Origin of the sequence: Halorubrum laminariae (assembly GCF_024494655.1) — an archaeon.
Lineage (GTDB): Archaea > Halobacteriota > Halobacteria > Halobacteriales > Haloferacaceae > Halorubrum > Halorubrum laminariae.
In genome coordinates this window covers 431907-457022 of record NZ_JANHDL010000002.1, presented here as the reverse complement: position 1 = coordinate 457022, position 25116 = coordinate 431907, and the positions used below count along the sequence as shown (strand labels likewise).

Here is a 25116-nt window from a genome sequence, read left to right as displayed (position 1 = left end):
AACTAATATAACTAGTGTATATCTTCGCGGTGCGGGGCCTTCGGATTCGCCGTCCCGGCTCTCGACGTACTCGCGTCTTGGCGGACCCTTTTAGGAGGCGGCTCGCGTTCCGTTCGACATGTCGCTGCAGTTGCCGAGCGAGATCGTCGTCGAGCGGTTCCTCCCCACCGTCCGCGTGTTGCTGGCGCGGGCGCTCGACGAGCGGGGGTTCACGCAACAGGAGATCGCGGACCGACTCGGCGTCACGCAGGCGGCGGTGAGCCGTTACGTGAGCGGCGACGCCGATATCGAGGATCGGATCGCCGACGACCCGCACACTGCGAGGACCGTCGAGACCGTCGCGGACGGATTCGAATCGGGCACTCTCGACGAGTACGAGGCGCTCGCGGAGCTGTCGGCGCTCGTCGACGAGCTCGAAGACCGCGGGCCGATCTGCGCGATCCACGAGGCGGAGATGCCCGCCTTGGCGGGGCTCGGGTGCGATCTGTGCGTTCGCGGCGACGACGACCGACTCCGGGCCGAACGGGAGGTGCTCGCCGACGTGCGGAAGGCCGCGCGGCTGTTCGCCCGCACCGAGGGAACCGCCCGCGTCGTCCCCAACGTCGGGACGAACGTCGGCACCGCCCTCCCGGACGCGACCGACCACGCCGACGTCGCCGCGATCCCCGGCCGGATCTACGAGATGGACGGCCGCGTCGAGGTGCCGGCGAACCCGGAGTTCGGCGCGTCCCGTCACGTGGCCGGCACCGTTCTCGCGGCGGCCGCCGTCGACTCGACCGTGCGGGCCGCGATCAACGTCCGGACCGACGAGGCGTTGCTCGACGCCGCCCGAGATCGTGGGTTCGATCCCCTCCGGGTCGACGCCGGCTATGAGGACCGCGACAGCCGGCTCCGCGAACGGTTCCGGGAGGACGGCGTCCGGCCGGTCGTGTACCACGAGGGCGCGTTCGGCATCGAGCCGATCACCTACGTGCTAGGCGAGACCGCCGTCGACGCGGTGCGCCGGCTCGGAGACCTGCTCCCGGCCGCGGCGTCCGACCGCTAGGGCTGCCGTCGACCGTCACAGCTCGACGACGAGCCCGTCCCGAGCGACCTCGACCTCGCCGGCGAACCCCGCCTCCCTGACGCTCCGCGCCATCTCCCGCTCTCGACCTCCCGTGTGCGGGTACAGATGCGAGAGCAACAGGCGGTCGATGTCGGCGTCGGCGAACGCCTCGCCCAGCTCGGTCGGGTTCGGGTGGTTCGAGACGTCGGTCCCGTCGGGGAACGAGCAGTCGTGGACGGTCACCGCGCTGCCGTCCGCGAACGACGCCATCCCCGCGAACGCCTCCGTGTCGCCCGATATCACGAGTGGGCCCGCTTCCGCCGGAGTGTCGGTGCTTGGCGGCGAGAACCGATAGGCGAGTCCCTCCATCGAGTGACGGGTCTCGCGGGCCGCGACATCGAAGCCGGCCGTCACGAACGACCGCGCCGGCGACACCTCACGCACCGCGAGGTCGATCCGACCGTCGAGATATTCGTGAACGTCGAGCAGGCCGTCGACGAGTGCCTTCGTTCCGGTCGGTCCGACGACCTTCAGGTGGTCCGCCCCGGCGAGCCAGCGGGCTTTCAGGAGGGGGAACAGCGCGGCGACGTGGTCGAGGTGGTGGTGGGTCAACAGGACGGTCGAGACGCCCTCGTAGCCGGGGTCGGTGTCCGCGAGCCGGTGGAGGACGCCCTCGCCGCAGTCGACGAGCAGCGTCCGATCGTCGTCCGTGAGGAGGTAGCCCGCCTGCGCGCGGTTCGGAACCGGCATCGCGCTGCCGGAGCCGAGCACGGTGAGTTCCATGATCGTGGCTGTGAACGCAGAGGCCTAAGTTCCCCACGGTGGGCGATCGACCGGTCGGATGCTCGCTACTTGATCAGGAACACCGGGACGGTCGCGTCGTCGGCGACGCGGTCCGAGACGCTCCCGAGCGACTGGATCCGCTCGCGCGGTGATTTTCCTTCGGGGCTCAAGACGATCACGTCGATGTCGCCCTCGTCGGCGTAGGCGACGATCTCCGTGTCGGGCGTTCCCTCGACGATGTGAGTCTTCACGTCGAGTCCGGCCTCGCGTGCGCGCTCCGCGACGTGCTTGACCGCGGCCTCGCCCTGCGCTTCGAGGTCCGAGAGGATCTCGTCGTGGAGGTCGCCGGAGTTCGCGGTCACGATCCGGCGGTCGACGACGTACAGCGCGTGAATCGTCGCGTCGTGGTCACCCGCCAGCCGCACCGCGTGATCGAGCGCTCGGTCGACCGCCTCGCTTCCGTCGGTCGGCACCAGGATGTCGTCGTACATATCTCCCGGTTCGCCCCCGGGACAAATAACGGTACGCCAACGGGCCCGTCCTGCGGGAACCTCGCCCGCGGGAAAACCACTATCGGGGTGCGGCGACCACACCGACCATGCCCACCGAGACCGAGCGCATGCTCGCCGGCGAGACCTACGATCCGACGGACCCGGACCTCGTCGCCGACCGCGCGAGGGCGCGCGACCTCGTCCGCCGGTACAACGCGACGACCGAAGCGGAGCGCGACCGCCGACGGGCGCTCCTCGACACGCTGTTCGACGCGGGTGGCGACGAGGCGATCGTCGAGCCGCCGCTCCGCTGTGACTACGGCTATAACATCTCGGTCGGCGCGGACTTCTTCGCGAACTTCGGCTGCGTCTTCCTCGACGTAGTCCCGGTCCGCTTCGGCGACCGCTGTCTGCTCGGTCCCGGCGTCCACGTGTACACGCCGACGCATCCGATCGATCCCGAAGAGCGCGCGACGGGCCGCGAGCGTGGGGAGCCCGTGACCGTCGGCGACGACGTGTGGATCGGCGGCCGCGCCGCCGTGACGCCCGGCGTGACGATCGGCGACGGCACGGTCGTCGCGGCCGGCTCTGTCGTGACGAGCGACGTGCCGGAGAGCGTCGTCGCGGGCGGCAACCCCGCTCGGGTGATCCGTGAGATTCCGGTCGAAGACAGCGATCCGGACGGCGAACCGGCCGGCGACGGTTAAGCCGATTTGAGCGCGTCCGCGAGCGCCGGGGCGACGCTGACGACGCTACAGCCCCGCTCGATCGTGTCGCTGCCGACGATCCGGTCGACGCCCGCGCCCCGGAGCTTCGTCACGGCGTTCGCGGCGAGCATGGGGTGGACGCAGGCGGCGAACACCCGGGCGGCGTCGCGGTCGGTCAACACCCCGACGGCCTCGCTCATCGTCGACCCGGTGGCGACGATGTCGTCGACGACGACAACGTCCCGATCGCCGACGGACGCGTCAGACGGTGAGACCTCCACGTCGCCGGTGTCGCGGTCGCGGTGCTTCTCGAAGTAGTCGGTGTCGCCCGCGCCGTAGGCGTCGTGGACCGTCTCGGCGATGTCGATCGCGCCCGCGTCGGGCGCGAGAAACAGCGGGTCCGCGAGGTCTGCGGGAAGCGGATCCGCGAGGACGGCCGCGGCGTCGGCAACGGTCACGGGAACGTCGTAGAACTCCGTGACTGCCCGCTCGTGTGGGTTGACGAGGACGACGCGGTCGGTCGCGGTCGACACCGCTCGCGCCATCGCGCGCGCCGAGACGGGTTCGCCGTCGCCGAACGATCGGTCCTGTCGTGCGTATCCCATGTACGGAATCACGGTGGTCACGTCCGTCGCACCCGCCTCGCGCACGGCGTCCTGTAGCTGGAGCAGTTCGACCCATGTTGCATCAGAATCCGTCGTGGCGACGACCGTCGCCGACTCGCCGTCGAAGTCGGGGACCGCGGCGAGCCCTTCGCCGTCGGGGAATCGGTCGTACGTCGGCGTGGCGAGCGGCCGTCCCGTCTCCTCGGCGAGCGCGGCCGCGAGGAGCTGTGAGCTGGATCCGGGTACGATCATGGTCGTCCGTATCCCGGTCACCGGTAAACCAGTTTCTGTACACCGTCGACGCGGTCGTCGCGGTCGGTGCGACCGGCGCGGCCGCGGCACGTCGCGACGTGAGCGGCGCTCGGTCCGCGTCAGCGATCGATCCGTCCGCGTCAGCGAGCCGCACACGCCATCCGCCTACGCACGAGGACGACAAGGGCGGATATTTACGCGTCGGACGGGTACGACGCCCTAATGAGCGATATCGAGAGCGGCGACCGAGTCGGTCTCCCCTGTCCGGCGTGCTCGCCGGACGAGGAGACCGTCCACGAGGTGCTGCGCCCCGGCGGACAGTCGACCGTCCGCTGTACCGACTGCGATCACACGTACAAGACCGAGATCCCCGAGGAGGAGACCGTCGAGCTGACGATCGTCGTCTCACAGGACGGCGAGTCGTTTTCGACGCAGATGGACGTGCCCGCGGACACCTACGTCGCGACCGGCGAGGAGTTCGTCGTCGACACCCCCGACGCGCTGATGCAGGTGCGCGTCACCGGGATCGAGGTCGGCCCGGAACAACGCGTCGAGGAGGCCGACATCGAGGACGTCGAGACGCTCTGGACGCGCGCGGTCGACAACGTCGCCGTTGCGGTGACACTCCACCCGAAGGACGGCACTGCGGATCAGACGCGCTCGCTGCGCGTGAACGTCCCCGGCGACTACGAGTTCACCGTCGACGAGACGGTCGAGTTCGGCGACGAGGAGTTCACCGTCGAGGGGATCCAGATCCGCGAGGACGCCCCCGAGTACCGACACGAGAAGCTCGATCACGCCGGCGACTTCGCGTACGCCAAGGACCTCAAGCGGGTGTACGCCCGCGACGAGAGTCTGACGGCGTGGTCGGCGTGGTAACGATCTGATCGCGACAGACAGGGCGTATGCATCCCGATAAGCGCGTGTGAGTCTCGTTAAGCGCGTGAAGGTGTGCGGCGCGGCGACACAGAACGCCGCAATCGCTGCCAGCAAAGCGTAGTTATTAATCATGCAGAACGTTCGAACGAGCATGGCAGACATCGCCATCGAGTACGCCGCCGGCAGTCACCTCCAGCCGGAGGCCGAGACGGCCCGCCGCCTGATCGACTCGTACCTCGGCGATCGCCCGGACGTGGACGCGGTAACGCTCACGCCCTCAAGCGACTCCGTGTTCTGTGTCAGTATCGAAGGCGATCGCATCTGGTGTACGGACCCCCGCGAGTGGATCGACGCGATGGAGGCCGTCATGGCGGCCCGACAGCGGCTCTCCGAAGTTTCGTAAGAGTCGACAGTCCGCCACGTTCGCCCTAGTCGTCCGTCTCGCCGGCCGCGTGCGCGAAGACGAACGCTCTGAGGAGTTTTCCGGCCAGCGCCGCCGCCTGCCCGTCGTCGCGGTCGTTCACCTCGACGACGTCGCAGCCGACGGCGTGTGGCGCGACCGCCCGAACGAGGTCTCGGACTGTCCGCGGAGAGAGTCCGAACGGTTCCATCGTGCCCGTTCCCGGCGCGAATCCGGGGTCGAGCCCGTCGATGTCGATCGAACAGTACACGGACTCATCGTCTCCGACGAACTCGTCGCCTTCGATGACTTCGTCGTCACCTCCGCCGTCACCGCCGAGGCCGTCGACCCACGCCCGGGCGTCCTCGGGTGCGACGACGGTCACGTCGGCCTCGGCGGCGCGATCCCACTCGGCCTCGGAACCGGTGCGTGCACCGATGATCACGGCGCGGTCGACGCCGAGGTCGTCGATGGCCCGTCGCGTGACGCACGCGTGGTTCAGGGGATTCCCGTCGTAGGCGTCTCGCAGGTCGAGGTGGGCGTCGCAGACGACGAGCACATCGGGATCGGTCGCGGCCACGCCCGCGTGCGTGACGGTGTGTTCGCCGCCGACGAGGAGGGGGACGGCGTCGTCGTAGACGACACTCCTGAGTTCGGCGGCGAGGTGGTCGAGGTACGCGTCCGTGTCGTCCCACGGGCGCACGTCGCCGGCGTCACAGACGCCGAGGTCGGAGAAGTAGCTCCCGGTTTTGCGGTCGTAGTCGTCGAATGTCTCGGCAAATCGCCGGACCCGATCCGGTCCGAATCGGGTACCCGGCTGAAACGTGGTCGTAGCATCGAGGGGAGCGCCAACGACCACGTACGAAGCAGCCTCGCGGTCTGTCGTCGCTCCCGGGAACATCGCCGACTACCCGACGACCTTTCGCTGGCCCTCGTACTCTAGGTACTCGATGGTGTCGTCTGAGGAGAAGTCCTCACCTTCGGGGATGCGCATGGTAAACGTCTCGTAGGTGTCCAGATCCATAACTTGGGCGTCGTCGCCCGAAACGGAGACGACCTGTCCCTGCTTCCGTTGGATGATCGGGACCCAGACCTTGGCGTCGACGGGCTGAGAGAGCGAGCGCTTCCTCTCGTCGAAGACGCCTTTCCCCTCAACGCGGGCCTTGGCGCTCCCGTGTTTTCCGGGCTTGGCGGTGCTGTAGTGGTTGATCTTGCAGGGCGCGTCGTCCATCATGACGTAGCTGCCCTCCTGTAGTTCGCGAACCTGCTTCTGCTCTCGCGGCATGCGCGCACCTTCCCCCGGCGCGGGTATAAACGGTTTGGAACGCCGCCGCGACCGTTCTCGCCGTCAGGGGTCGAGTTCGTCGACGTACGCGTCGTCTCCGTCTTCGTCGTCGACGTTCCCGTCCGGCGGCACGAACGACCCCGTATACAGGTAGCTGGCGACGAACAGGGCGATGAATCCGACGCCCACCGCGGCGGTCGTCCGCACGACGATCGGAAAATCGATCCAGTAGTAGTACCGATCGGCGACCGCCATCGCGACGACAGCGACGAACAGCAGCTTCTGTTCGTCCGTCGGATTCCGAACGAATCCGACCACGTCGGATTTGAGTTCGCTCAACAGTCCCATCAGGCCGCACCTCCGTTCGGTGCGGTCTCTTCCCGCCGGTCGTCGACGCGGTCGACCCGGGGAGCGAGCGCGACGCCCGCCTCCCGGACGACAGTCCGAGGGGACGCCTCGGCGTCGTCGAGGCCGCCCGGTCCCGTCACGGATCGGTCGAAGTCGATGCGCATACGAAGGCTCGGAGCGGCGCGAGGATATGTGCTACGGTCTCTCGGGTCGGTCACGTCGGTTGACGGGTGACCGAAGCGGTCCCTCGCCGCCGACCGCGCGACGCGCATTTTAACCGCCTCTGTCGCGCACGGACGTACATGTTCGAAGACCGGCCGGACCGCGACGCCGAGGTCGTCCTCGTGGGGCGCTCGAACGTCGGCAAGTCCACGCTGATGCGCGAACTGACCGGCCACGACTTCTCGACCGGCGGCAAGCCGGGCGTGACCCGGCAGCCGAACCACTTCGACTGGGCCAGCGAGGGGTTCATGTTCACGGACCTGCCCGGATTCGGGTTCATGTCCGGCGTCGAGGAGGACCGCCGCGAGCAGATCAAGACGGACATCGTGCAGTACCTCGAAGCGAACGCGGACTCGATTCTCGCGGGCGTGGTCGTGATGGACGGGAAAGCGGCCGTCGACATCATCGACAGACACCGCGAGCGCGGGAACGTCCCGCACGACGTGGAGATGTACGGTTTCCTCGAAGACGTCGGCGTCGCCCCCATCGTCGCCGTGAACAAGACCGACAAGATCGACGACCTCGACGAGCGGCTCGACGACATCTGCGACCGACTCGGGCTGTTCCCGCCGTGGCAGCAGTGGTCGGACCGCATCGCCCCGATCTGCGCGAAACGCGGCGACATCGAGTCCTTGGAGGAGTGTCTCCGGACCAGATTCCACGAGCACAACCGAGACGACCTGCTGAAGTTCGTCTCGTAGCGTTGTCGGAGGGACGTCTGTGACCCGTGGCGCACCGGCGGCGATGTGTCGATCGCTGCTGACGCGGTACTCCCTCGAATCTCACCTTTGGTGTCCCGCACCGCACAGCGAACACACCTCACGCCTCCCCAGCCTCATCGGGCGCGTCGCGCGGGCTCCTCCCGTCGCCCGCGTCGCGCCCGACTCCCTCGCGATCGGCTCACAGACGCGTATACGCGGCCGATCGCCGGCCGCGCCACCTCACACCACGCGCTCGAACCGGTGGCGCACCACGTCTGCGTCGTCGTTCCACTCGAAGCTCCCGCCGTGGGCGCGGACCATCCGCTCCTTGTAGGCGTCGAGCGACGGCGACCCCTCCCGTTTCGCGTCCGCGTCCGTCATGTCGCCGAGCGTGCGCTCCGTCACCTCGGTCAACTCGAAGGTGACGCCGTCGACCTCGAAGGTGTCGCCCACCTCGCCGTACTGATTCCCGCGGTGGAGTTGCGTCACCTCGCCGTTGACGGCGGCCTGTTTCACGTGGTCGTTCGGGAGCAGGTCGCCCGGGTCGGCAGAATCGGTTTGGTCGTTCTCGGACATGGGGAGTCGTTGGAGCCGAATGGGCTTATGTCTCCGGCCGCGGTCGGTCGGCGCGTCGTCGCGTCGGCCGATCGGTCGGACGGTATCGACTTCGAATCTCGAAGCGCGGCGGCGACCGATCCCCACCGATGTGGACACCCTCGCCGCGGCCCGAGCCGGGAGATTCAAGAGCGTGCCAGTTCCCTTCTTCGACGATGCGTCAGGACCACCTCATCACCGCGAAACAGCTCTCGCGGGATGACATCGAGGCGGTGCTCGACCGGGCCCGAGCGGTCGCCGACGACCCCGCCGCCTACGCGGACCGGCACGCCGGACGCGTGCTCGCGCTCTGTTTTTTCGAGCCGAGCACGCGCACCCGGATGAGCTTCGACAGCGCGGCCAAGCGCCTCGGGATGAACACGATCGACATGGGCGACGTCGACTCCTCTTCGGTCTCTAAGGGCGAGTCGCTGTCGGACACCGTCCGCGTCATCGAGGGCTACGCGGACGCCATGGTGCTCCGGCACCCGAGCGAGGGCGCGGCCACGTTGGCGTCCGAACACGTCGAGGTCCCGGTCGTCAACGCGGGCGACGGGGCGGGTCAACACCCCTCTCAGACCTTACTCGACCTCCACACGATCCGCGAGAATCACGGGCTCGACGACCTCACCGTGGGGATCATGGGCGATCTAAAGTACGGACGCACGGTCCACTCGCTCGCGGCCGCGCTCACCGAGTTCGACGCGAACCAGCACTTCATCAGTCCCGAGTCGCTGCGGCTCCCCCGCTCGGTTCGCTTCGACCTCCACGAGACGGGCGCGCAGATCCGCGAGCACACCGACCTCGACGGCGTGCTTGAGGAGTTGGACGTGCTGTACGTCACCCGGATCCAGAAGGAGCGGTTCCCCGACGAGAACGAGTACCACCGGGTCGCCGGCGAGTACCGCATCGACGCCGAGACCCTCGAAGTTGCCGCCGACGATCTCTCCGTGATGCACCCGCTCCCGCGGGTCGACGAGATCGCCCCCGACCTCGACGAAACGGACCACGCCCGGTACTTCGAGCAGGCGCACAACGGGATCCCCGTCCGGATGGCGCTTCTGGACACGCTGATCGAGAACGCCGAGGCCGACGAGGGCCAGGAGGCGGACCGATGAGCGACCACGAACTGCGCGTCTCGAAGATCCGAAACGGCACCGTCATCGACCACGTGGAGGGCGGACAGGCGCTCAACGTGCTCGCGATCCTCGGCATCGACGGCTCGGAGGGGCTCGGCGTTTCGGTCGTGATGAACGTCCCCTCGGACCGGCTCGGCCGCAAGGACGTTGTGAAAGTCGAGGATCGCGAACTCTCGCAGTCGGAGGTCGACGTGCTCTCGCTCATCGCGCCCGAGGCGACGATCAACATCATCCGCGAGTTCGAGGTGGCCGAGAAGAATCGCGTCACCCGACCCGACAGCGTGAGCGGCGTGCTCTCGTGTCCGAACCGCAACTGCATCACCAACGCCGGCGAGCCCGTCGAGACCCGGTTCGATGTCGTCGCCGACGGCGTCCGGTGCGACTACTGTTCGACGATCCTGCGGACGGACATCGCCGAACACATCGACGTCTGACCGGCTCGCATCGCCATCACCGAATCGGCCGATCCGACCGCCGCCGGTAGATTTTAGCGACCCCCGTGCGATCGTACAGGTATGAGCAAGAAACTCAAGCTCGTCCTCGTGCTGTCGCTGGTCGCGCTCGCGTACTTCCTCCTCGCCGGCGACAAAGAGCCGGTCGAGGTCTGACTCACGGGCCCGTAACGAATCCCGGCTCGATCCGTCCCCGTCCGGTCGAGCCGGTGCGACTCCAAGCGGTCCGGCCGCATCGGCATGCAACTCCCTCCGGCGGGCGGATGCCCGCCGTTTTTACCCCGCAACCGCGTAGCGACGCGCATGTACGGGGTCGTCACGCGGAACGCCGACGAAGTCGAGATGGAGCCGTTCGACCTCGGCTTCTACGAGGTAAAAGATGTGACGGGGCGAGCTGCCGCGCCGCTTCCAAACGCCGTGAACATGGTGTCGTGTTTCGGCGACAACGCCGCGGCGAGCGAGAACCCGGACCTCGTCCCCGTCGACGAGCGCGGCGAGCCGGCGACCCGCGACCGCGACTACTTCGACTGGGCGTACATCTGCCCGACGCACGCGGAGTACCGCGAGGGCCTCCTCGAAATCATCGAGGACTGCGCCGCAGAAAGCGACGATGTGCGCCTCGACGACGTGGGATTCCCCCGCGAGGGGTTCTGTCGCTGCGACCGCTGTGAGCGGCTGTTCGCCGAAAGCGACCGCGAGCGTTGGGCGGACTGGCGCGCCGACGTGATAACCGAGTTCGTCGCCGACGCGGCCGAGTTGGTCCCCGGCCGACTGCTTCTCACGCTGTATCCGGACCCGTATCCGGGGCACCTCCGGGCGCGGTCGGGGCTCGACGTCGACGAACTCTCCGAGCACGTCGACGAGTTCGTCGTTCCGCTGTACGACACCGAGTACGCGACGACCTACTGGCTCGAAACGATCGCTCGCGGCTTCCGGTCGCGGCTCGGCGGCGACTACGACGTGCACGGCGCGCCCCCGGAGACGCCGTTCTCGCTGGAGCTGTACGCCGTCGAGGTCGACGTGGACGATCTGATCCGCGCGGCGGAGGTCGCGGAGACGTACGCGAAGGACGTGTACTTCGGCTACGACGCCAACAACGCCGCGGCCGCGCTCCGTCGCAAGGACGCCGACTCGCGCGACGGCGAGGTTCACCGCCCCGACTGAGGGCGTCGGTTTCGACGATTCTTACCCGGCGGCCCTGTTGGCTGTCCGACCCGTCCGCGTGAACGAGGGTTTATACGCCGCCGCGGCGGACTCCCACGTGACCGGCCGCCGGCGTGCGACACACCGGTCGTCTCGCGTTCGCGTGAGGCGGTCGCCTTTCAACGTCCGCGCCGTAGCGGCGGTCACTCTACACCCTTGAGCCGCCGGCTCGTCGAAAAGGCGGTCGAACCGAGAAGTGAGCCCGCTACTCGTCTGTTGCCGCGTAAGTCTCCAGCGAGGCGAGCTGCCCGTCCGCGACCTCGAATACGTCGACGAAGGCGAACAGCACGTCGCCGTCGGCGTCGAGCAGCCGCCCGCGGACGGCGACACCCGAACCCGCGGCGTACACCCGCTCGACAGCGTGGGTCGTGTTCGTCATCGGCCGCTCGTCGCGCATGAACGCGACGAAGCGGTCGCGGCCCTCGAAGGTCCGGTCCGGACGCCGCTGGACGAACTCCGGCGCGAGCAGTTCCGTGAGCCGGTCGTAGTCGCCGGCGTCGAGCGCGTCGTAGTACGCGCGGGCGAGCCGAGCGCGCTCGGCGGTCGCCGTCATCGGTCGACCCCCACGGGTCGGACCGTCACGACGCGAGCGCCTCGAACTCCGCCGCCGAGGTTCGTGTTCCCTTCGAGAGCACCACGTCGCCGGCGCGAAGTGTCGTGTCGATGTCGTGACCCACCAGCCATCCCTCCTCGGGGCGGCGGAGCGCGATGACGCTCGTGGAGATGTCGGTCGCCGGTATCCCCGCCTCGATCCGCGTCCCTTCGAGGGCGCTGCCGGCGTCGACGACCGTGCGGGTGATGATCTCGTCGGACTCTTGCACCGCCATCTCGACGACGGGATGGACGCCGATGTCGCGAGCGACGCCCTCCGTGATCTCCAGCGCGGCGTCCGATATCTCCTCGGTCGCGACGCCGAGGTGGATCAGCCCGCGGAGCGAGACGGGGTCGTCGGCCTCGCGGGCGGCGCGGAGCGTCCACGCCTCGAACCGCGACTGGAGGGCGTCGACTTCGATCTCGAGGTTGTTCACCTCCTCGGCGAGCGCCGCGTTGTCGAACAGCACGGAGCCGTACGCGAGATCCACGGCGAGCTCGGAGAGGTTCTTCATCAACACGATCGAGTCGACGGCCCGCTCTAAGTCGTCGATCGCGGGCTCGACGGGCTCGGCAGGCTCGAACGGCTCCTGCGCCAGTTCGGGATACGCCTCGGCGACGCCCGTCTCCGGCCCCCGGAGGAGCGTCACGTCGCCGGCCTCGAGGCGCGTCTTCGGGCCGGGGTTGAGGATCCAGTCGTCCTCGCGGCGGATCGCGATGACCCGCACGCCCGTCTCGGACTCCAAGTCTATGTCTTTCAGCGTCCGCCCCGCGTAGTCGGAGTCGGCCGAGACGGTTCCTCGGATCAGCGTCTCGACGCCCTCCGTGAGCGCGCCGCGCATCGCGTCCGGGAGCCCGATCTCCTCCGTGACGATCTTCGCGATGTCGCCCGCGGCGTCTGAGATCTTGTCGGCCGCGCCCACCACGCCGAGCACGGGTGCGAGCGTCTCGGCCTCGTCCGGGCTCCGGGCGGCGAGCATGAGGCTCATCCGCGCGCGCATCTGGAGCACGTCCATCCGGTGTTCGAGTTCGACGACCTCGTGGGCGACCGTCGGGCTCCCGTGGAGGACCGCGGAGTACGACAGATCGATCAGCAGCTCGGCGGTGTCTTTCATCTCCACGAGCAGGTCCTTCACGCTCGCCGGCTCGTACCGGACCGAGAGCGGCGACTCCCGCTCGTCGAATCGTCCCATGCGACATCCTCTCCGGCTCCGAGTAAAAGGCTTGCCACGGACCGCAACCGACCGATTCGAACCGATCGGCCCGAACCGCCGGGTCAGGCTGCGTCGCCGGCGAGGTAGGCGGGGGCGTCGTCCGATTCGTCGGGCGGTCCGCCGGCCTCGACCGGCTCGGCCAGATCGACGAGCGCGAGCCACCGCAGGAGCCGGTCGGCGCGCTCGCGCCACGTCGCCTCCCACTCCGGGTCGCGGGCGCGGTCGTGACGCGGCACCGACCCGCGCGTCGCGGCGAACAGCGCTCCCGGTGTAACGGGGTCGTCGGGAGCGGCTCGCCGGAGCAGGTCGAGCGCCTCCGGAACGAGGAGGACGCCCTCACGAAGTCCCTCACGGACGCGCTCCGCGGTCGGCTCGGTGTCGGTCCGAACGAATCCCCGCGGCGTCTCTCGGACCAGCCCGAGCGCGCGCAGGAACGCCAGCCAGTCGTTCGCCGTCTGACGGTCGGGGAGATCGCGGCGGTCCCGGAGCCGCGCGCAGCAGTCGTCGGTGCTGCCGGGTACGAGCGGCACCGCGCGCTGGTACTCGCGGAGAGCGTCGAGGGAGTCGGGCGGTTCGGGGACGGGTTTGAGGCGCATCGGCCGGCCGCCTCAGCGGTATCCGAACGACTCCGCTAACAGCTCCTCGTCCGTCTCGCCGACCGTGTACACCGGTCCGTCGACCACGTCGACCGTGACCGTCGCGGGCGCGAAGACGCGCTCGTCGACCTCGTAGAAGTCCCAGTCGGCCTCCTCGAACACCTCGACGAAGGGCGTGCCGTACTCGTCTCGGGCGGTCGAGACTATCTGCTCGAAGCGGTCGTCGTCGCGGGCGACCTGCAGGTGCACCTCGCCGCCGTAGGCTAACGCGTCGTTCGTCCGTCCCATCGCGAGGTCCTCGTCGCGGGTCGCCGGGGCCATCGGTGCGGATCCGGACGCGTGGAGCACGTCGGTCGGCTCGTACCCCACTTCGAGCAGTCGGAAGACGGCAAGTTCGGCCGCGCGCGCCGCGGTCGCGACTGACCCTGCGGTCGAGCCGGTGGCGTACGCAGGAAGGAAGACGCCCTCGGCGTCGACCTCTGCGAGGTCGGCGACGTGCTCTGCGACCGTCTCGGTCGGAAGCGCGGTCGACTCGACCGCGAGCGTCGCGAACTCCGACGAGTCGTAGTATCCCACGCGCTCGAACTCCGCCTCGCGGCCGACGAGCGCTCGGGCGGGGCCGGAGCCGAGCCCCTCGAAGCCGTCCTCGGTGGCGAGTTCCCACCCGGCCTTCTGCGAGCAGAGCAGGGCGATCGCGGGGTGATCCGTCGAGAGTTCGACGTACTGGCGCGGCGCGCCGGCGACCTCGCCCATGCGGGTGCGGAGGTTCGCGAGGCCGGCGGTCTGGATCTCGGCGAGCAGCAGTCCCGCCTCGACGCCGCCGGCAGCGTCGATCCCGAAGTCGACGACGGTCGCGCCGTTGTCCAGTTCGTAGCCGACGACGTCGAGCTCGCCGGCGAAGTCGAGCGCCTCGTCGACGAGCTCGATCGCGGTCCGGTTGATGCTTTCCATGCCGTCCCCTTCTCGCTCGCGCATTAAGGGGCTTGTCTGTCGTCGCCGCGGGCGTCGCCAATCTCGATCGTGTTCGATCAGGCGACGGGCGTTCGATCAGGCGACGTCTTCGACGTCGACGCCCGGGATCGGTCGGATGCGGAACAGGTACTCGTCGTAGGCGCGGTCCAGATTGGCGGGTCCCTCCGCGACCGTGTGGTCCACACAGAGGAGCGCGGTCGACTCGACGGCACCCTTGCCCGTGTCCTCCAGATACCGCTCGGTGACGGAGAACGCGGCTGGCTCGGAACAGCCCCGGCGATAGCACTCGGCTGGCGTGTCGTCCGGTGGCTCCGTCTCGTCGACGCGCTCGCGGGCCTCCGCGATGTCCTGTTGTGCTCGTCGCCGTTCCGCCTTTCGCGCCTGCTTCTCTCGGCTTGATTTGGTGTCCGGCATACGCCTACCATCGAGGCTCATCGGGATAACACTACGGGCGGCTTCCGGCGAACCGAGTCCGGCGGACGGTTTCGACGGAGCGGTCGTCCACGCGTCTATTCACCAGAAGCCGCCGTCGGAGTCGCCCGTTCGGCCGGGGCCGCCGGGACCGCGTGGCCCGCTCTGTCGGGGATCCGGATCGATCTCCACCAGTTCCGTCTCGGCGCGCGGGTCGACCTCGCGGCCGTTCTCGTGTCGGACGAAGGATAGGTAAAAAGGCTCGCCGCAGCCGACCGCGTCCTCGCGCGGCAGTCGGTCCGGCTCGTCGCCGCCGGCGTCGGTCCCTCGGACGCCGTCGCGCGGATCCCAGACGACGCCGTCGCTCTCGCCGCAAATGAACTCGACGCCGTCGGCGTCGGAACCGTCCTCGAACGGCTCCGTCGGCGCGACGTACGCCCATCCCTCAAGCGGGTACGGCGTCACCGACTTGTCCGCGAGGTAGCCGTCGCGGTCGAGTTCAACGAGGGTCCCGCAGCGCGGACAATAGTAGGTGACCGGGTAGCTCATGCTCGTCGTGAATACGAGGACAGACAGTATAAGCGACCGGTCGTCGGTACCGGCGAGATGAGCGACCGGACCGCGCTACGCCTCCCCGTAGAACGCCTCGTGGACGGCCATCGCGGCGTCTTCGTCGATCGGCCCGTCGACCGTCGTCGTCCCGCCGGCGCGTCGGATCACCTCCGCACAGGGGATCTCGATCACGTCGCCGGCGACCTCGTTCAGGGTCGCGCCCGCGACGCCGAAGACAACGCGGTCGAGCCCGGCGTAGTGGACCGCGGTCGAGCACATCGGACACGGTTCGGTGCTCGCGTACATCGTGCAGCGCTCGCGTTCGGCGGGAGACAGCTCGCGGGCGGCCCAGCGCGCGAGGACCAGCTCCGGGTGCGCGGTCACGTCGTCGTCGCTTCGCGTCCGGTTGCGCTCTTCGGCGACGACCTCGCCGTCGACGACGAGCAGCGCGCCGAACGGCGTGTCGCCGGCCGCGACCGCCTCCTCTGCGAGGCCGATCGTGCGCTCGACGTGTGCGCGGTCTGCGTCCGTGTGATCTGTGCGATCCTCTGTGTCTAAACTCGTCGCGTTCGGTTCCGTCGAGTCGGTCATACGTCCGCGTTCGCCCGGGACCACCTAACAGTTCGCCCGGGATCCGGCAGTGCGGTTCCGACCGGTCCTCTCGCGCTTTTTTATACCTCGGGGCGCGTACGTGATGGTGTGTCTGGCGTTTCCGTCTCGATCGACCTGCACGTCCACTCCGAGGACAGCTACGACGGCCACGAGCCCATCGAGCTGATCTTAGAGCACGCCGCCGAGATCGGACTGGACGCGGTCGTGATCACCGACCACGACGTGATCGGCGAGTCGAAGCGCGCCGCCGAGATCGCCGACCAGTACGGGCTGATCGGAATCCCGGGCGTGGAGGTGTCGACGGCGCATGGCCACCTCCTCGCGATCGGGGTCGAGCGGATGCCGCCGCGCGGGAGGTCGTACGCCGAGACGATCGCGTGGATCCACGAGTGCGGCGGCGTCGCGATCGTGCCGCACCCGTTCCAGCGCTCGCGCCACGGTGTGCGACAGCGTAACATTCCGGTCCCGGGGACCGTCGAAGACGCATCCGGGGTCCGCGCCGGCGACGATGTCGTAGTCGGAAGCGACGGAACTGTTGGCGTCGACGGAACTGTTGGCGTCGACGGACGCGACACCGTCGCCGAGGTCGACGCTGTCGAGGTGTTCAACGCGTGGCTGTTCACGGGGTACCGCAACCGTCGCGCGCGGCGGTTCGCCGCCGACCACGGCTACCCCGGCGTGGCCGCGAGCGACGCCCACCACTTGGAGTACGTCGGGCGGGCGTACACCGACGTCGAGATCCCCGACTGCGACTCGATCACCGCGGTCACGGCCGACGACGTGCTCGACGCGATCCGCGGCGGGACGACGAGCGTCGACGGCCGACGCGCGCCGATCCGGATGGCCGCGAAACACTACGTCGGTGCCGCCGGGCGCAAGACCGGCTACTACGCCACGACCGGTGCGACCCGGAGCGCGGCCGCCGCGACGCGGGGAGTCACGGACCTCGTCTCGACGGTCCGTGTCGCTGTCGCGCAGGGTGCCCATCGCGCCGCGCGGGTGCTCTCGTGGGTGACCTGACGGACGGCGAGACCGACGCCACGCGCGGGTGACCGCCTCCGGAACGGGACGATCCCACGGAGAGCGGGGTTTTTGCACGCGGGCCCGAAACGGAACGACATGAGTCACGACAGACGCGAGTCCGGGTTCAAGCGGCGGACCCGGGTCGCGGACGCGCGGTCGACCCTGCTCGACGCCGTCGCGCCGCACGGACGGACGGAGTCGGTCCCCCTCATCGACGCCGACGGGCGGGTGGTCGCCGAGCCGATCGACGCCGCAGTCCCGGTCCCGAGCTACGACCGGGCGGCGATGGACGGGTACGCGGTCCGCGCCGAGGACACGTTCGGCGCGTCGTCCCGGTCGCCGGCGGTCCTGCGGGTGGCCGACGGCGACAGCGAGAGTGGGAACTACGGGGGCGACGAACCGGGTGACATCGGCGCTATCGCTCCCGGCGAGGCCGCGCGGGTCCACACCGGCAGCGCCGTCCCTGACGGGGCCGATGCGGTCGTGATGATCGAGCACGTCGAGGAGATCGGCGACGAGATCGAGGCGTTTGACGCGGTCGCGGCTGGCGAGAACGTCGGCGACGCCGGTGAGGATGTCGCCGCCGGCCAGCGGCTCTTCGAGCCCGGTCACACGCTCCGTCCGGGCGATCTGGGACTGCTGAAGTCGGTCGGGATCGAGTCGGTCACCGTCTACGAGCGGCCGACCATCGCCGTGATCCCGACGGGCGAGGAGCTCGTGCAGTCGGATCCGGGTCCGGGCGAGGTGATTGAGACGAACGGGCTCACCGTCTCACGGCTCGTCGATCGCTGGGGCGGCGAGGCGCGCTATCGCGAGGTCGTCACCGACGACGAGACGGCGCTGGCCGAGGCCATCGAACGCGACCTCGACGCCGATGTCGTCGTCACGACCGGCGGGTCGTCGGTCGGCGAGCGCGACCTGCTGCCCGAGGTCGTCGCCGACATCGGCGAGGTGCTCGTCCACGGCGTCGCGCTCAAACCCGGCCACCCCGTGTGTCTCGGCCGCGCCGGCGACACGCCGATCGTGTCGCTTCCGGGGTATCCGGTCGCCTGCATCGTCAACGCCGCGCAGTTCCTCCGACCGGTGCAAAAGCGGATCGGCGGAACGACGGCAGCCCCGTTCCCGACCCGGCGCGCGCGCCTCGCACGGAAGGTGCCGAGCGAGCCCGGCACGCGGACGTTCGCGCGGGTGTCTCTCGAAGAAACCGATGTGATAGACGGCGGCGAGGCCGACGCCGACACCGACGACGGCGATCTCCCCGCGGCGATGCCGACCCGTGCGAGAGGCTCCGGGATCCTCTCTAGCGTCGCGCTCGCGGACGGCTGGGTCGTCGTTCCGGAGTCGCGGGAGGGGATCGAGGCGGGCGCGGTCGTCGACGTGCAGCTGTGGGAGGTGACACCGTGAGCGACCGCCGGGAGTTCCGCGACCTCGCCACCCCCGACGCGGCGCGCGAGGCCATCGACTCGCTCGACCTCGCGCCGGAACCGGAGACGGTCCCGCTGACCGACGCGCGAGGGCGGGTCCTCGCCGAGCGGATCGATGCCGCGATCGACGTGCCGGGGTTCGACCGGGCGTCGATGGACGGGTACGCGGTCCGCGCTCGCGACACCTTCGGCGCGGACGAGGTCGACCCCGCCGAGCTTGACCTCGTCGGCGCGGTCCACGCCGGATCGACTCCCGACGTGACCGTCGAGCCCGGAACGTGTGCGGAGATATCCACCGGCGCGGTGATGCCCGACGGAGCCGACGCCGTGGTGATGGTCGAGCGGACCGACGAGATGAGATCGGGCGACAGCAACGAGGCGGGCGGAGGCGACGGCGACCGACCGGACCGGATCGCGGTCCGGACCGCGGTCGCCCCGGGTGATCACGTGATGAGCGCCGGTGCGGACATCGCAGCCGGCGCACGCGCGCTCGGCCCGGGAACGCGGCTGACACCTCGCGAGATCGGCCTGCTGTCGGCGCTCGGGATCGACGAGGTTCCCGTCGAGGGCAAACCTCGCGTCGGGATCGTCTCGACCGGCGACGAGCTCGTGCGCCCCGGCGACGACCTCGATCCCTCGCGCGGCGAGATCTACGACGTGAACTCGACGACGATCGCCGCGGGCGTCGAGGAGGCCGGCGGCGAGCCGATCTTCTACCCGCACGCCGGCGACGACTACGACGAGATGGAGCGGCTCCTTCGACGGGCCGCAGACGAGTGCGACCTCGTCCTCTCGTCGGGGTCGACCTCGGCCAGCGCCGTCGACGTGATTTACCGCGTGATCGAGGCGCGCGGCGACCTGCTCCTCCACGGCGTCGCCGTCAAGCCCGGAAAACCGATGCTGATCGGCCGGCTCGACCGCAGCGAGTCGGACGCCGATGATGGCGGTTCGGACGATGAAAGCAGATCCGGCGAGTCCGCGTACGTCGGACTCCCGGGGTACCCCGTCTCGGCGCTCACGATCTTCCGGACGTTCGTCGCGCCCGCGATCCGCGAGGCCGCCCGGCAGCCCGAGCCCGCCACGGCGACGATCGAGGGGCGGATGGGCGTCGCGGAACGCTACGGCGAGGGACGCCTCCGACTGATGCCCGTCGGACTCCTCGACCTCAACCCCGACTCTGGAAGCCCGCCCCTCGTCTACCCGGTCGACAAGGGGTCGGGGGCGACGACGAGCCTCGTCGAGGCCGACGGCGTCGTCACGGTCGCTCCCGACACTGAAGTCCTCGACGCGGGCGAGACCGTCAGCGTCCAGTTGTTCTCGCCCGACGTTCGTCCGCCGTCGCTGCTCGGCGTCGGCGAGGACGACCCGGCACTCAACCGGCTGCTCGACCGCCTCGACGCGCCGCGGTATCTTCCGATCGGCTCCAGAGAGGGTCTGCGCCGACTCCGCGACGGCGTCCCCGATGTGGCCGTGGTTGCCGGGACGACGGACCGCGAGGTGGACTCGGTCGAACTCGGCGGCTGGTCCCGCGAGTGGGGGATCGTCGTGCCCGAGGGGAACCCCGCCGACGTCGACGGCCTCGCGTCGCTCGTCGATTGCGACCTCCGGTTCGTGAACCGGTCGACCGACTCCGGGCTCCGTCGGAGCCTCGACGACGCGCTCGACGACCTCGCGACGCGTCGGTCGGTCTCGCGGTCGGAACTCACGGACCGGATCGATGGATACGCACACACGGTTCGCGCCTTCGAGAGCCCCGTCAGACGGGTGATCGCGGGCGATGCCGACGCGGGACTCGGGCTTCGAGAGACCGCTGAGCGACTGGGCTGTGCGTTCGTCGCCCTCGGCGATCAACCTGTGACCATCCACGCCGCGCCTGATCGGACCGATCGCGACGCGGTGCGGGCGCTCGCCTCGGTCCTAGAAAATTTCGGCGCGGACGGTTCCGGCGAGGACGATCCCATCGACACGCTCGCCGGCTACTCGCGGAACGACGAGACCGGTTCCTGACCGGCCGACGCGTTATACCATATGCCGCGGCCACACACCTCGTGACCTGACGCCCCGCTCGTGGCGACCGAGGCGATCGTCCGGCGTACCGCCGCGAGACAGCGGTCGCGCCGGCTGTTCGCCATCCATCATCATCGGTCGCCGAGTCGGATCCGATCGCCGTCTCGCGCGATTTCGACGCGCACGTCGTCGCCCACGTCGACCGTCGGGTCCCGCCAGACGACCTTCGCGCCGAGACCGTCGCGCGCGGCGAACAGCGACAGCCCTGCCACGCGCTCGCCGTTTGCGACCACCGCCACGTCGTCCCACTCGACGCCTCGCCCGCGAGCGACGCCGACACGACTACCCCAGAGCGACAGCGCCGTCCCGTCACCGAGCGGCTGCGCTCCGAACGTCCCGCCGTCGCCGTAGTGCGTCAGCCCGCCGTCGATGGGGACTCCCTCGTCGCTTGCGAGTGCTGCGAACCGCTCGCCCGGTGCGGGGTGTGCGGGTGCGTCCAGCACCACGTGCGTCGGTCCGCGCTCGACGACGGTTCCAGACCCGCCCCACTCGATCGCCTCCACGTCGACGGCGGCAGTCACCGGGAGCGACCCGCTCGCCCGGATCGGATCCGCATCTGAGGACCGGAACCCGAGGTGAACGTGGTCGTCCACCCACTGTCCGAAGAATCCGGACCGCGTCAGCACGCCGAGCCGATCGCCGACGGCGACGCGGTCACCGGCGGTGACTTCGGGGATCACGTGGAGGATTCGTGCGACGGTTCCGGGAGGTGCGTTCGCCCGCTCGCACCACGTATCGTCGAGGTCGATGACGATCAGGTGATCCTCGTCTGCGGCGTATGCCCGATCTGGACAGGTGACGGTCCGCGTCTCGCGCACGACGCCGGAGACGGGAGACGGTCCGGCCTCTCCGGCGGGATAGCAGTCGATCGCGCTGCCGTCGTCGTGCGCCCGGTACGGGGAGTTGAACCGGGAGAAGCGTCGATACCGGGAGAGGATATCCGGCGCGATCGAGATCGGCATCGTCGGTCCGACGTGCGGCCTCGGCGGGCAAGTACGCGTCGGAACTGGCGAACGCGGACCGGCTCAGCCGTCGTCTGCCGTCTCGATGCCCGAGATCACGAATCGAGCGCCGCCGGCCGCCGACGCTTCGACGGAGAGATCCCATCCGTGCGCGTCGGCGATGTCTCCGACGATGGCGAGACCGAGGCCCGTCCCCCCGTCGAGCGAGACGCCCCGTTCGGTCACTTGGTCGCGACGGTCGGGCGGCACTCCGGGACCGTCGTCGCCGACGGAGAGCATCACGCCGTCCTCCTCCGACTCGACCGCGACGCGGACGGCGACATCGCTGCCGCCATGCTCGATCGCGTTTCGGAACAGGTTGGCGAGGAGCTGTTCGAGACGGTCACGGTCGGAGAGCACCGTCGGGTCCGCGCCGTCGACCGTCAGCGTCGCCTCCGCGGTTTCGAGCCGAGACCAGACTCGACGGACCGCGGCGTCGAGAGACACGTGATCGAGGGAGTCGACGGCCTTCCCGGCTGTCGCGAGCGACAGCAACCCCTCAATCAGATCGTCCATCCGTTCGTGGGCGTCCGCCGCTCGGTCGAGCGCCTCGCTACCCTCTCCGTCGCCGTGTCTGGCGAGTTCCACGGCCGCGGTCGCGGCCGCGAGCGGGTTCCGGAGGTCGTGTGAGACGACGCCCGCGAAGTCCTCCAGACGCTCGTTTTGCCGTTCCAGCTCCGCTTCGCGCTGTTCGAGTGCCGCCTGACGCCGTTCGCGTTCGGTCACGTCGCGCAACAGGAAGACGTGTCCGCGGTCGGTTCCGCGTGGGTCCGTGATCGGGTCCTCCTGAATGTCGAACTGCTGGCCGTCGATCGCGATCGGGTGTTCGACGCCGACTTCTAGGCGTGGAAACACCGCCGACAGCGACGCGCCGACCGCGTCGGGCGAGAGGAGTTCCTCCGCGGCCGGGTTGAGATCGCGGATCCGTCCGTCCGAGCCGGCGACGATCACGGGGTCCTGCATGACTTCCACGGCGGTGTCGCGGGCGACGACCGCGGCGTCGAGGGTCCCGAGCCAGAAGACGGTGCCGTACAGGAAGACGCCGTGAACGACGAGCGCCGCCGGAAACCACGCCAGATTCGCGTAGCTCCCCACGTCGACCACCGTGACGATCCCAGCGAGGAACGGAAACAGGGTGCCGAGCAGGATGACGAACGTCTGGAGACGGTAGCGGTTTCCCGTCCGGCGGTACAGATCGATCACGACGAGCGCGCCAGCGAGACACAGCGCGTAGGCGTACAGCACGAACGCCCAGTCTGCGGGACCTAATCCAAAGGAGAGGAGCGAGAACGGTCCTTCGACGACGGATCGGAGGGACCGCCGCGAAAGCCCGTGCGTCGCGCTCGACCACGCGGTCAACACCCAGACGAACGCCGGTGCTGCGAGCGCGACGATCCGCTCTTCGGTCCGCCATTGGTCGCGTCCCGAAAAGGCGAGGACGAAGGCCATCCAGATCCCGGGCACTGCAGCGACGAGCGGTGTCGCGAGGTTGAGCGCGACCAGCATCACCAACTCGCTCCCGCTCGCGACCCGCACGCCGTACAGGAGAGATATACCGCCGCCACAGAGCAGATAGAGCGCGACCTCGGTCCCGCCCGGCTCCCGACGGTCGCGCCATGCGACGCGTCCGAGGCACAGCCCGATGCTTCCGGCGAGCAGGCAGGCGACGAGGTACGCCTGTACCGGGAGCGCGCCGAGGTCGCTCATCTGATGATATCTCGGCCGACCCCAGCAAAACCTTTGCGTCATACGGCGTCTCCCCCGCAACCGGTTTCACCACTCGGGGTGATCGAACGGTATGCGCGTGTTTCGCGGCCTCGTCGGCCGGTCGCAGGTACCGCGGTCGCGGAGCGCCGATCTGCTCGCGAGCGCGGCCGACGGCACGCCAGCGCTCCGGGTGTGGCGGCCGCCGGGCGTGCTGGCGTTCGGCCGCCGCGACGCCCGCGATCCCGCCTTCGATCGCGCGAACCGGATCGCCGAAGACCGGGGGTTTGAGCCGATCGAACGCGATGTCGGCGGCCGAGCCGTCGCGTATCCGGGCGAGACACTGGCGTTCGCGCACGCGGTTCCGCTGAGAGGCGATTCGGAGTCGATCGCCGATCGCTACGAGCGAGCGACGTCGACGCTAGTCGATGCGCTCCGAGGGCTCGGCGCGGACGTGGTCGCCGGCGAGCCGTCCGCGTCGTTCTGTCCGGGCGACCACTCCCTCCGGGTCACCGGCGGCGGAAAGGTCGCGGGGCTCGCCCAGCGGGTCCGCTCCGACGCGGCGCTCGTCGCCGGATGCGTCGTCGTCACTCCGACCGACGCCGGCGCGATCGCCGCCGTCACGGAACCGGTCTACGACGCGCTCTCGGTTCGGTTCGACCCCGCGAGCGTCGGTAGCGTCGCCGCCGCCGGGGGACCGTCAGATCCAGATCGGGTCGCTCGGACCGTCGAGGACGCGTTCGTCGACGGACCGTGGGGGAGCGGTCGGCGTCGGACCGAGCGTCTGGGCGGACGCGAGTAACGCGCTCGCTCCGGGAGAGTGCCTTGCTCGACCGCGTCTCTTCCGCCTCCCGGGCGGATCGCGGTTTCGACGTGCTTTTTATTCGCGGGTGTCTCGATTCGCTCATGGCTGAATTCAAAGTCGTCATCGCCGACCCCGAGACCGGCGAGACGTTCCAGCGAGAGGTCGACGGACAGGACTCGAACCGGTTCCTCGGGCGTGAGCTCGGCGACGAGATCGGCGGCGACGCCGTCGGTCTCTCGGAACACACGGTCGAGATCACCGGCGGCTCCGACGAGACTGGTCGCCCGATGCGCGAGGATGTCTCCGGAACTCGCCTGAAGGAACTGCTCTTGGAGGGCGGCGTCGGCTTCAAGCCGTCCCGCGAGGGCGAGCGCAAGCGGATCACGGTCCGCGGCCGCGAGATCGACGACGACGTCGCACAGATCAACGTCTCGGTCGTCGAGGGTGACGACGTTGCCGCGGCGCTCGGCGAGAGCGCCGACGCAGACGCCGACGCAGACGCCGACGCAGACGAAGAATAACCCATTTCGATGCCCCGCGTTCTCTCCGACGACGAGGGCGTCGCTTCGATACGCGTCTCGATCGCGCGTAGCGGCGGCACTCGCCGCCCCTGCGTCCGTCTCCCGGATGACGACGCACTCGTCGGGCGTGTCGAGTCGGGGGCGTGCGAATCGCTCGGGCTCTCTGAGGGCGATGTCATCCGACTCGTCTTCGACCGTAAGAAGCGCCACGCGCTCGTGCGGGCGGACGGTCGCGGGCGGCTGATCCGCGGCGCGTACGACAACCGGCGGCTCGCGCGCGAACCGGGCGAGGGGGACAACCGACTCGTCGAGTGGCTCGACGCCAACGACCGCGAACCGGACGAGAGCGTCGTCCTCGATGTCGTTGTTCCCGGCGAACTGTACGGGCTCCGGATCCCCGGCGAGCGCGCCATCTACGACGCGAACCGCGGTCCGCGGTCGTCGCTGTCAGACATCGCCCGCGACCTCGACGGCTGAACGTCGGACCCGCCGGTCGGATCGCTTATTCTCGCTCGGC

General features: G+C 69.4%; 31 protein-coding genes. 14 read left to right on the top strand and 17 right to left on the bottom strand.

The features are described from left to right. Positions 1-118: 118 nt before the first annotated feature. Entirely contained in the window at positions 119-1045 is a 927-nt protein-coding gene (locus tag NO887_RS05370) for a thiamine-phosphate synthase family protein (RefSeq protein WP_256417432.1), read from the top strand. Positions 1046-1060: 15 nt separating this feature from the next. On the opposite strand, the gene NO887_RS05365 is transcribed toward NO887_RS05370, so the two are convergent. Continuing rightward, the gene (locus NO887_RS05365) at positions 1061-1828 is read right to left on the bottom strand and encodes an MBL fold metallo-hydrolase (protein WP_256417431.1); all 768 of its coding nucleotides are present in this window, start codon (positions 1826-1828) and stop codon (positions 1061-1063) included. Positions 1829-1893: 65 nt separating this feature from the next. Beyond that, a complete protein-coding gene (locus NO887_RS05360) occupies positions 1894-2319 on the bottom strand; it encodes a universal stress protein (protein WP_256417430.1) in 426 nt (141 codons plus the stop codon). A gap of 107 nt (positions 2320-2426) precedes the next feature. Here NO887_RS05360 and NO887_RS05355 point away from each other — a divergent pair, with 107 nt between their 5' ends. Further along, positions 2427-3026 (top strand): sugar O-acetyltransferase, encoded by a 600-nt coding sequence (locus tag NO887_RS05355; protein ID WP_256417429.1) that lies wholly within the window; start codon positions 2427-2429, stop codon positions 3024-3026. On the opposite strand, the gene prs is transcribed toward NO887_RS05355, so the two are convergent. Beyond that, a complete protein-coding gene (gene prs / locus NO887_RS05350; protein ID WP_256417428.1) occupies positions 3023-3883 on the bottom strand; it encodes a ribose-phosphate diphosphokinase in 861 nt (286 codons plus the stop codon). The two genes, NO887_RS05355 and prs, sit on opposite strands and share 4 nt — an antisense overlap. Positions 3884-4105: 222 nt before the next feature. Between prs and NO887_RS05345 the strand changes: the two genes are divergently transcribed. Next, on the top strand, positions 4106-4762 hold the full coding sequence (locus tag NO887_RS05345; protein ID WP_256417427.1) for an HVO_0476 family zinc finger protein: 657 nt from the start codon (positions 4106-4108) through the stop codon (positions 4760-4762). 151 nt (positions 4763-4913) lie between these two features. Next, a complete protein-coding gene (locus NO887_RS05340; protein WP_256417426.1) occupies positions 4914-5165 on the top strand; it encodes a SelT/SelW/SelH family protein in 252 nt (83 codons plus the stop codon). Between the two features lie 25 nt (positions 5166-5190). On the opposite strand, the gene speB is transcribed toward NO887_RS05340, so the two are convergent. The 4 genes from speB to NO887_RS05320 form a co-directional block, all read right to left on the bottom strand. Beyond that, positions 5191-6063, bottom strand: a complete 873-nt coding sequence (gene speB, locus NO887_RS05335; RefSeq protein ID WP_256417425.1) for an agmatinase — start codon at positions 6061-6063, stop codon at positions 5191-5193. A gap of 6 nt (positions 6064-6069) precedes the next feature. Beyond that, complete coding sequence (locus NO887_RS05330; protein WP_256417424.1) at positions 6070-6447, bottom strand: translation initiation factor IF-5A; 378 nt, start codon at positions 6445-6447, stop codon at positions 6070-6072. A 63-nt stretch (positions 6448-6510) separates the two neighbouring features. After that, positions 6511-6795, bottom strand: coding sequence for a hypothetical protein (locus NO887_RS05325; protein WP_256417423.1), 285 nt, complete (start codon positions 6793-6795; stop codon positions 6511-6513). Next, positions 6795-6959 carry a hypothetical protein gene (locus NO887_RS05320; RefSeq protein WP_256417422.1) on the bottom strand — a complete coding sequence of 55 codons (165 nt, stop codon included), beginning with the start codon at positions 6957-6959 and terminating at the stop codon, positions 6795-6797. Before NO887_RS05320 ends, NO887_RS05325 begins: the two co-directional genes overlap by 1 nt. A gap of 138 nt (positions 6960-7097) precedes the next feature. Here NO887_RS05320 and engB point away from each other — a divergent pair, with 138 nt between their 5' ends. Beyond that, complete coding sequence (engB, locus tag NO887_RS05315) at positions 7098-7718, top strand: GTP-binding protein EngB (RefSeq protein WP_256417421.1); 621 nt, start codon at positions 7098-7100, stop codon at positions 7716-7718. A 240-nt stretch (positions 7719-7958) separates the two neighbouring features. Here engB and NO887_RS05310 read toward each other — a convergent pair whose 3' ends face one another. Then, a complete protein-coding gene (locus NO887_RS05310) occupies positions 7959-8294 on the bottom strand; it encodes an ASCH domain-containing protein (RefSeq protein WP_256417420.1) in 336 nt (111 codons plus the stop codon). A gap of 194 nt (positions 8295-8488) precedes the next feature. On the opposite strand from NO887_RS05310, the gene pyrB reads away from it, so the two are divergent. From pyrB to NO887_RS05295, 3 genes are all read left to right on the top strand, one after another. Next, positions 8489-9430 carry an aspartate carbamoyltransferase gene (gene pyrB, locus NO887_RS05305; protein ID WP_256417419.1) on the top strand — a complete coding sequence of 314 codons (942 nt, stop codon included), beginning with the start codon at positions 8489-8491 and terminating at the stop codon, positions 9428-9430. Then, complete coding sequence (gene pyrI, locus NO887_RS05300) at positions 9427-9885, top strand: aspartate carbamoyltransferase regulatory subunit (protein ID WP_256417418.1); 459 nt, start codon at positions 9427-9429, stop codon at positions 9883-9885. Before pyrB ends, pyrI begins: the two co-directional genes overlap by 4 nt. A gap of 321 nt (positions 9886-10206) precedes the next feature. Further along, a complete protein-coding gene (locus NO887_RS05295) occupies positions 10207-11067 on the top strand; it encodes a hypothetical protein (protein WP_256417417.1) in 861 nt (286 codons plus the stop codon). Positions 11068-11311: 244 nt separating this feature from the next. Here NO887_RS05295 and NO887_RS05290 read toward each other — a convergent pair whose 3' ends face one another. The 7 genes from NO887_RS05290 to NO887_RS05260 all read right to left on the bottom strand — a co-directional run bounded on the left by NO887_RS05290 (position 11312) and on the right by NO887_RS05260 (position 16033). Then, positions 11312-11659 (bottom strand): nuclear transport factor 2 family protein, encoded by a 348-nt coding sequence (locus tag NO887_RS05290; RefSeq protein WP_256417416.1) that lies wholly within the window; start codon positions 11657-11659, stop codon positions 11312-11314. A 25-nt stretch (positions 11660-11684) separates the two neighbouring features. After that, positions 11685-12890, bottom strand: a complete 1206-nt coding sequence (locus tag NO887_RS05285) for a potassium channel family protein (protein ID WP_256417415.1) — start codon at positions 12888-12890, stop codon at positions 11685-11687. An 83-nt stretch (positions 12891-12973) separates the two neighbouring features. Then, a complete protein-coding gene (locus tag NO887_RS05280; protein ID WP_256417414.1) occupies positions 12974-13507 on the bottom strand; it encodes a double winged helix-containing putative transcriptional regulator in 534 nt (177 codons plus the stop codon). Positions 13508-13519: 12 nt separating this feature from the next. Continuing rightward, the gene (gene mch, locus NO887_RS05275) at positions 13520-14458 is read right to left on the bottom strand and encodes a methenyltetrahydromethanopterin cyclohydrolase (protein ID WP_256417413.1); all 939 of its coding nucleotides are present in this window, start codon (positions 14456-14458) and stop codon (positions 13520-13522) included. 96 nt (positions 14459-14554) lie between these two features. Further along, positions 14555-14893: a hypothetical protein gene (locus tag NO887_RS05270; RefSeq protein ID WP_256417412.1), complete on the bottom strand. Its 339-nt coding sequence runs from the start codon at positions 14891-14893 to the stop codon at positions 14555-14557. A gap of 99 nt (positions 14894-14992) precedes the next feature. Further along, positions 14993-15439 carry a DUF7969 family protein gene (locus NO887_RS05265; protein WP_256417411.1) on the bottom strand — a complete coding sequence of 149 codons (447 nt, stop codon included), beginning with the start codon at positions 15437-15439 and terminating at the stop codon, positions 14993-14995. Positions 15440-15514: 75 nt separating this feature from the next. Continuing rightward, positions 15515-16033, bottom strand: a complete 519-nt coding sequence (locus NO887_RS05260) for a nucleoside deaminase (RefSeq protein WP_256417410.1) — start codon at positions 16031-16033, stop codon at positions 15515-15517. Positions 16034-16141: 108 nt separating this feature from the next. On the opposite strand from NO887_RS05260, the gene NO887_RS05255 reads away from it, so the two are divergent. From NO887_RS05255 to NO887_RS05245, 3 genes are all read left to right on the top strand, one after another. After that, entirely contained in the window at positions 16142-17074 is a 933-nt protein-coding gene (locus NO887_RS05255) for a CehA/McbA family metallohydrolase (protein WP_256417409.1), read from the top strand. Positions 17075-17173: 99 nt separating this feature from the next. Then, complete coding sequence (locus NO887_RS05250; protein WP_256417408.1) at positions 17174-18481, top strand: molybdopterin molybdotransferase MoeA; 1308 nt, start codon at positions 17174-17176, stop codon at positions 18479-18481. Then, positions 18478-20508: a molybdopterin biosynthesis protein gene (locus NO887_RS05245; RefSeq protein ID WP_256417407.1), complete on the top strand. Its 2031-nt coding sequence runs from the start codon at positions 18478-18480 to the stop codon at positions 20506-20508. Before NO887_RS05250 ends, NO887_RS05245 begins: the two co-directional genes overlap by 4 nt. A gap of 131 nt (positions 20509-20639) precedes the next feature. On the opposite strand, the gene NO887_RS05240 is transcribed toward NO887_RS05245, so the two are convergent. Next, on the bottom strand, positions 20640-21530 hold the full coding sequence (locus NO887_RS05240; RefSeq protein ID WP_256417406.1) for a DUF8155 domain-containing protein: 891 nt from the start codon (positions 21528-21530) through the stop codon (positions 20640-20642). Positions 21531-21593: 63 nt separating this feature from the next. Next, positions 21594-23276, bottom strand: coding sequence for a sensor histidine kinase (locus NO887_RS05235; RefSeq protein ID WP_256417405.1), 1683 nt, complete (start codon positions 23274-23276; stop codon positions 21594-21596). Positions 23277-23367: 91 nt separating this feature from the next. Between NO887_RS05235 and NO887_RS05230 the strand changes: the two genes are divergently transcribed. From NO887_RS05230 to NO887_RS05220, 3 genes are all read left to right on the top strand, one after another. Then, complete coding sequence (locus NO887_RS05230; RefSeq protein WP_256417404.1) at positions 23368-24075, top strand: lipoate--protein ligase family protein; 708 nt, start codon at positions 23368-23370, stop codon at positions 24073-24075. A gap of 104 nt (positions 24076-24179) precedes the next feature. Further along, positions 24180-24599, top strand: a complete 420-nt coding sequence (locus NO887_RS05225) for a 30S ribosomal protein S6e (protein ID WP_256417403.1) — start codon at positions 24180-24182, stop codon at positions 24597-24599. A gap of 9 nt (positions 24600-24608) precedes the next feature. After that, positions 24609-25076 (top strand): DUF7112 family protein, encoded by a 468-nt coding sequence (locus NO887_RS05220; RefSeq protein WP_256417402.1) that lies wholly within the window; start codon positions 24609-24611, stop codon positions 25074-25076. Positions 25077-25116: the final 40 nt, after the last annotated feature.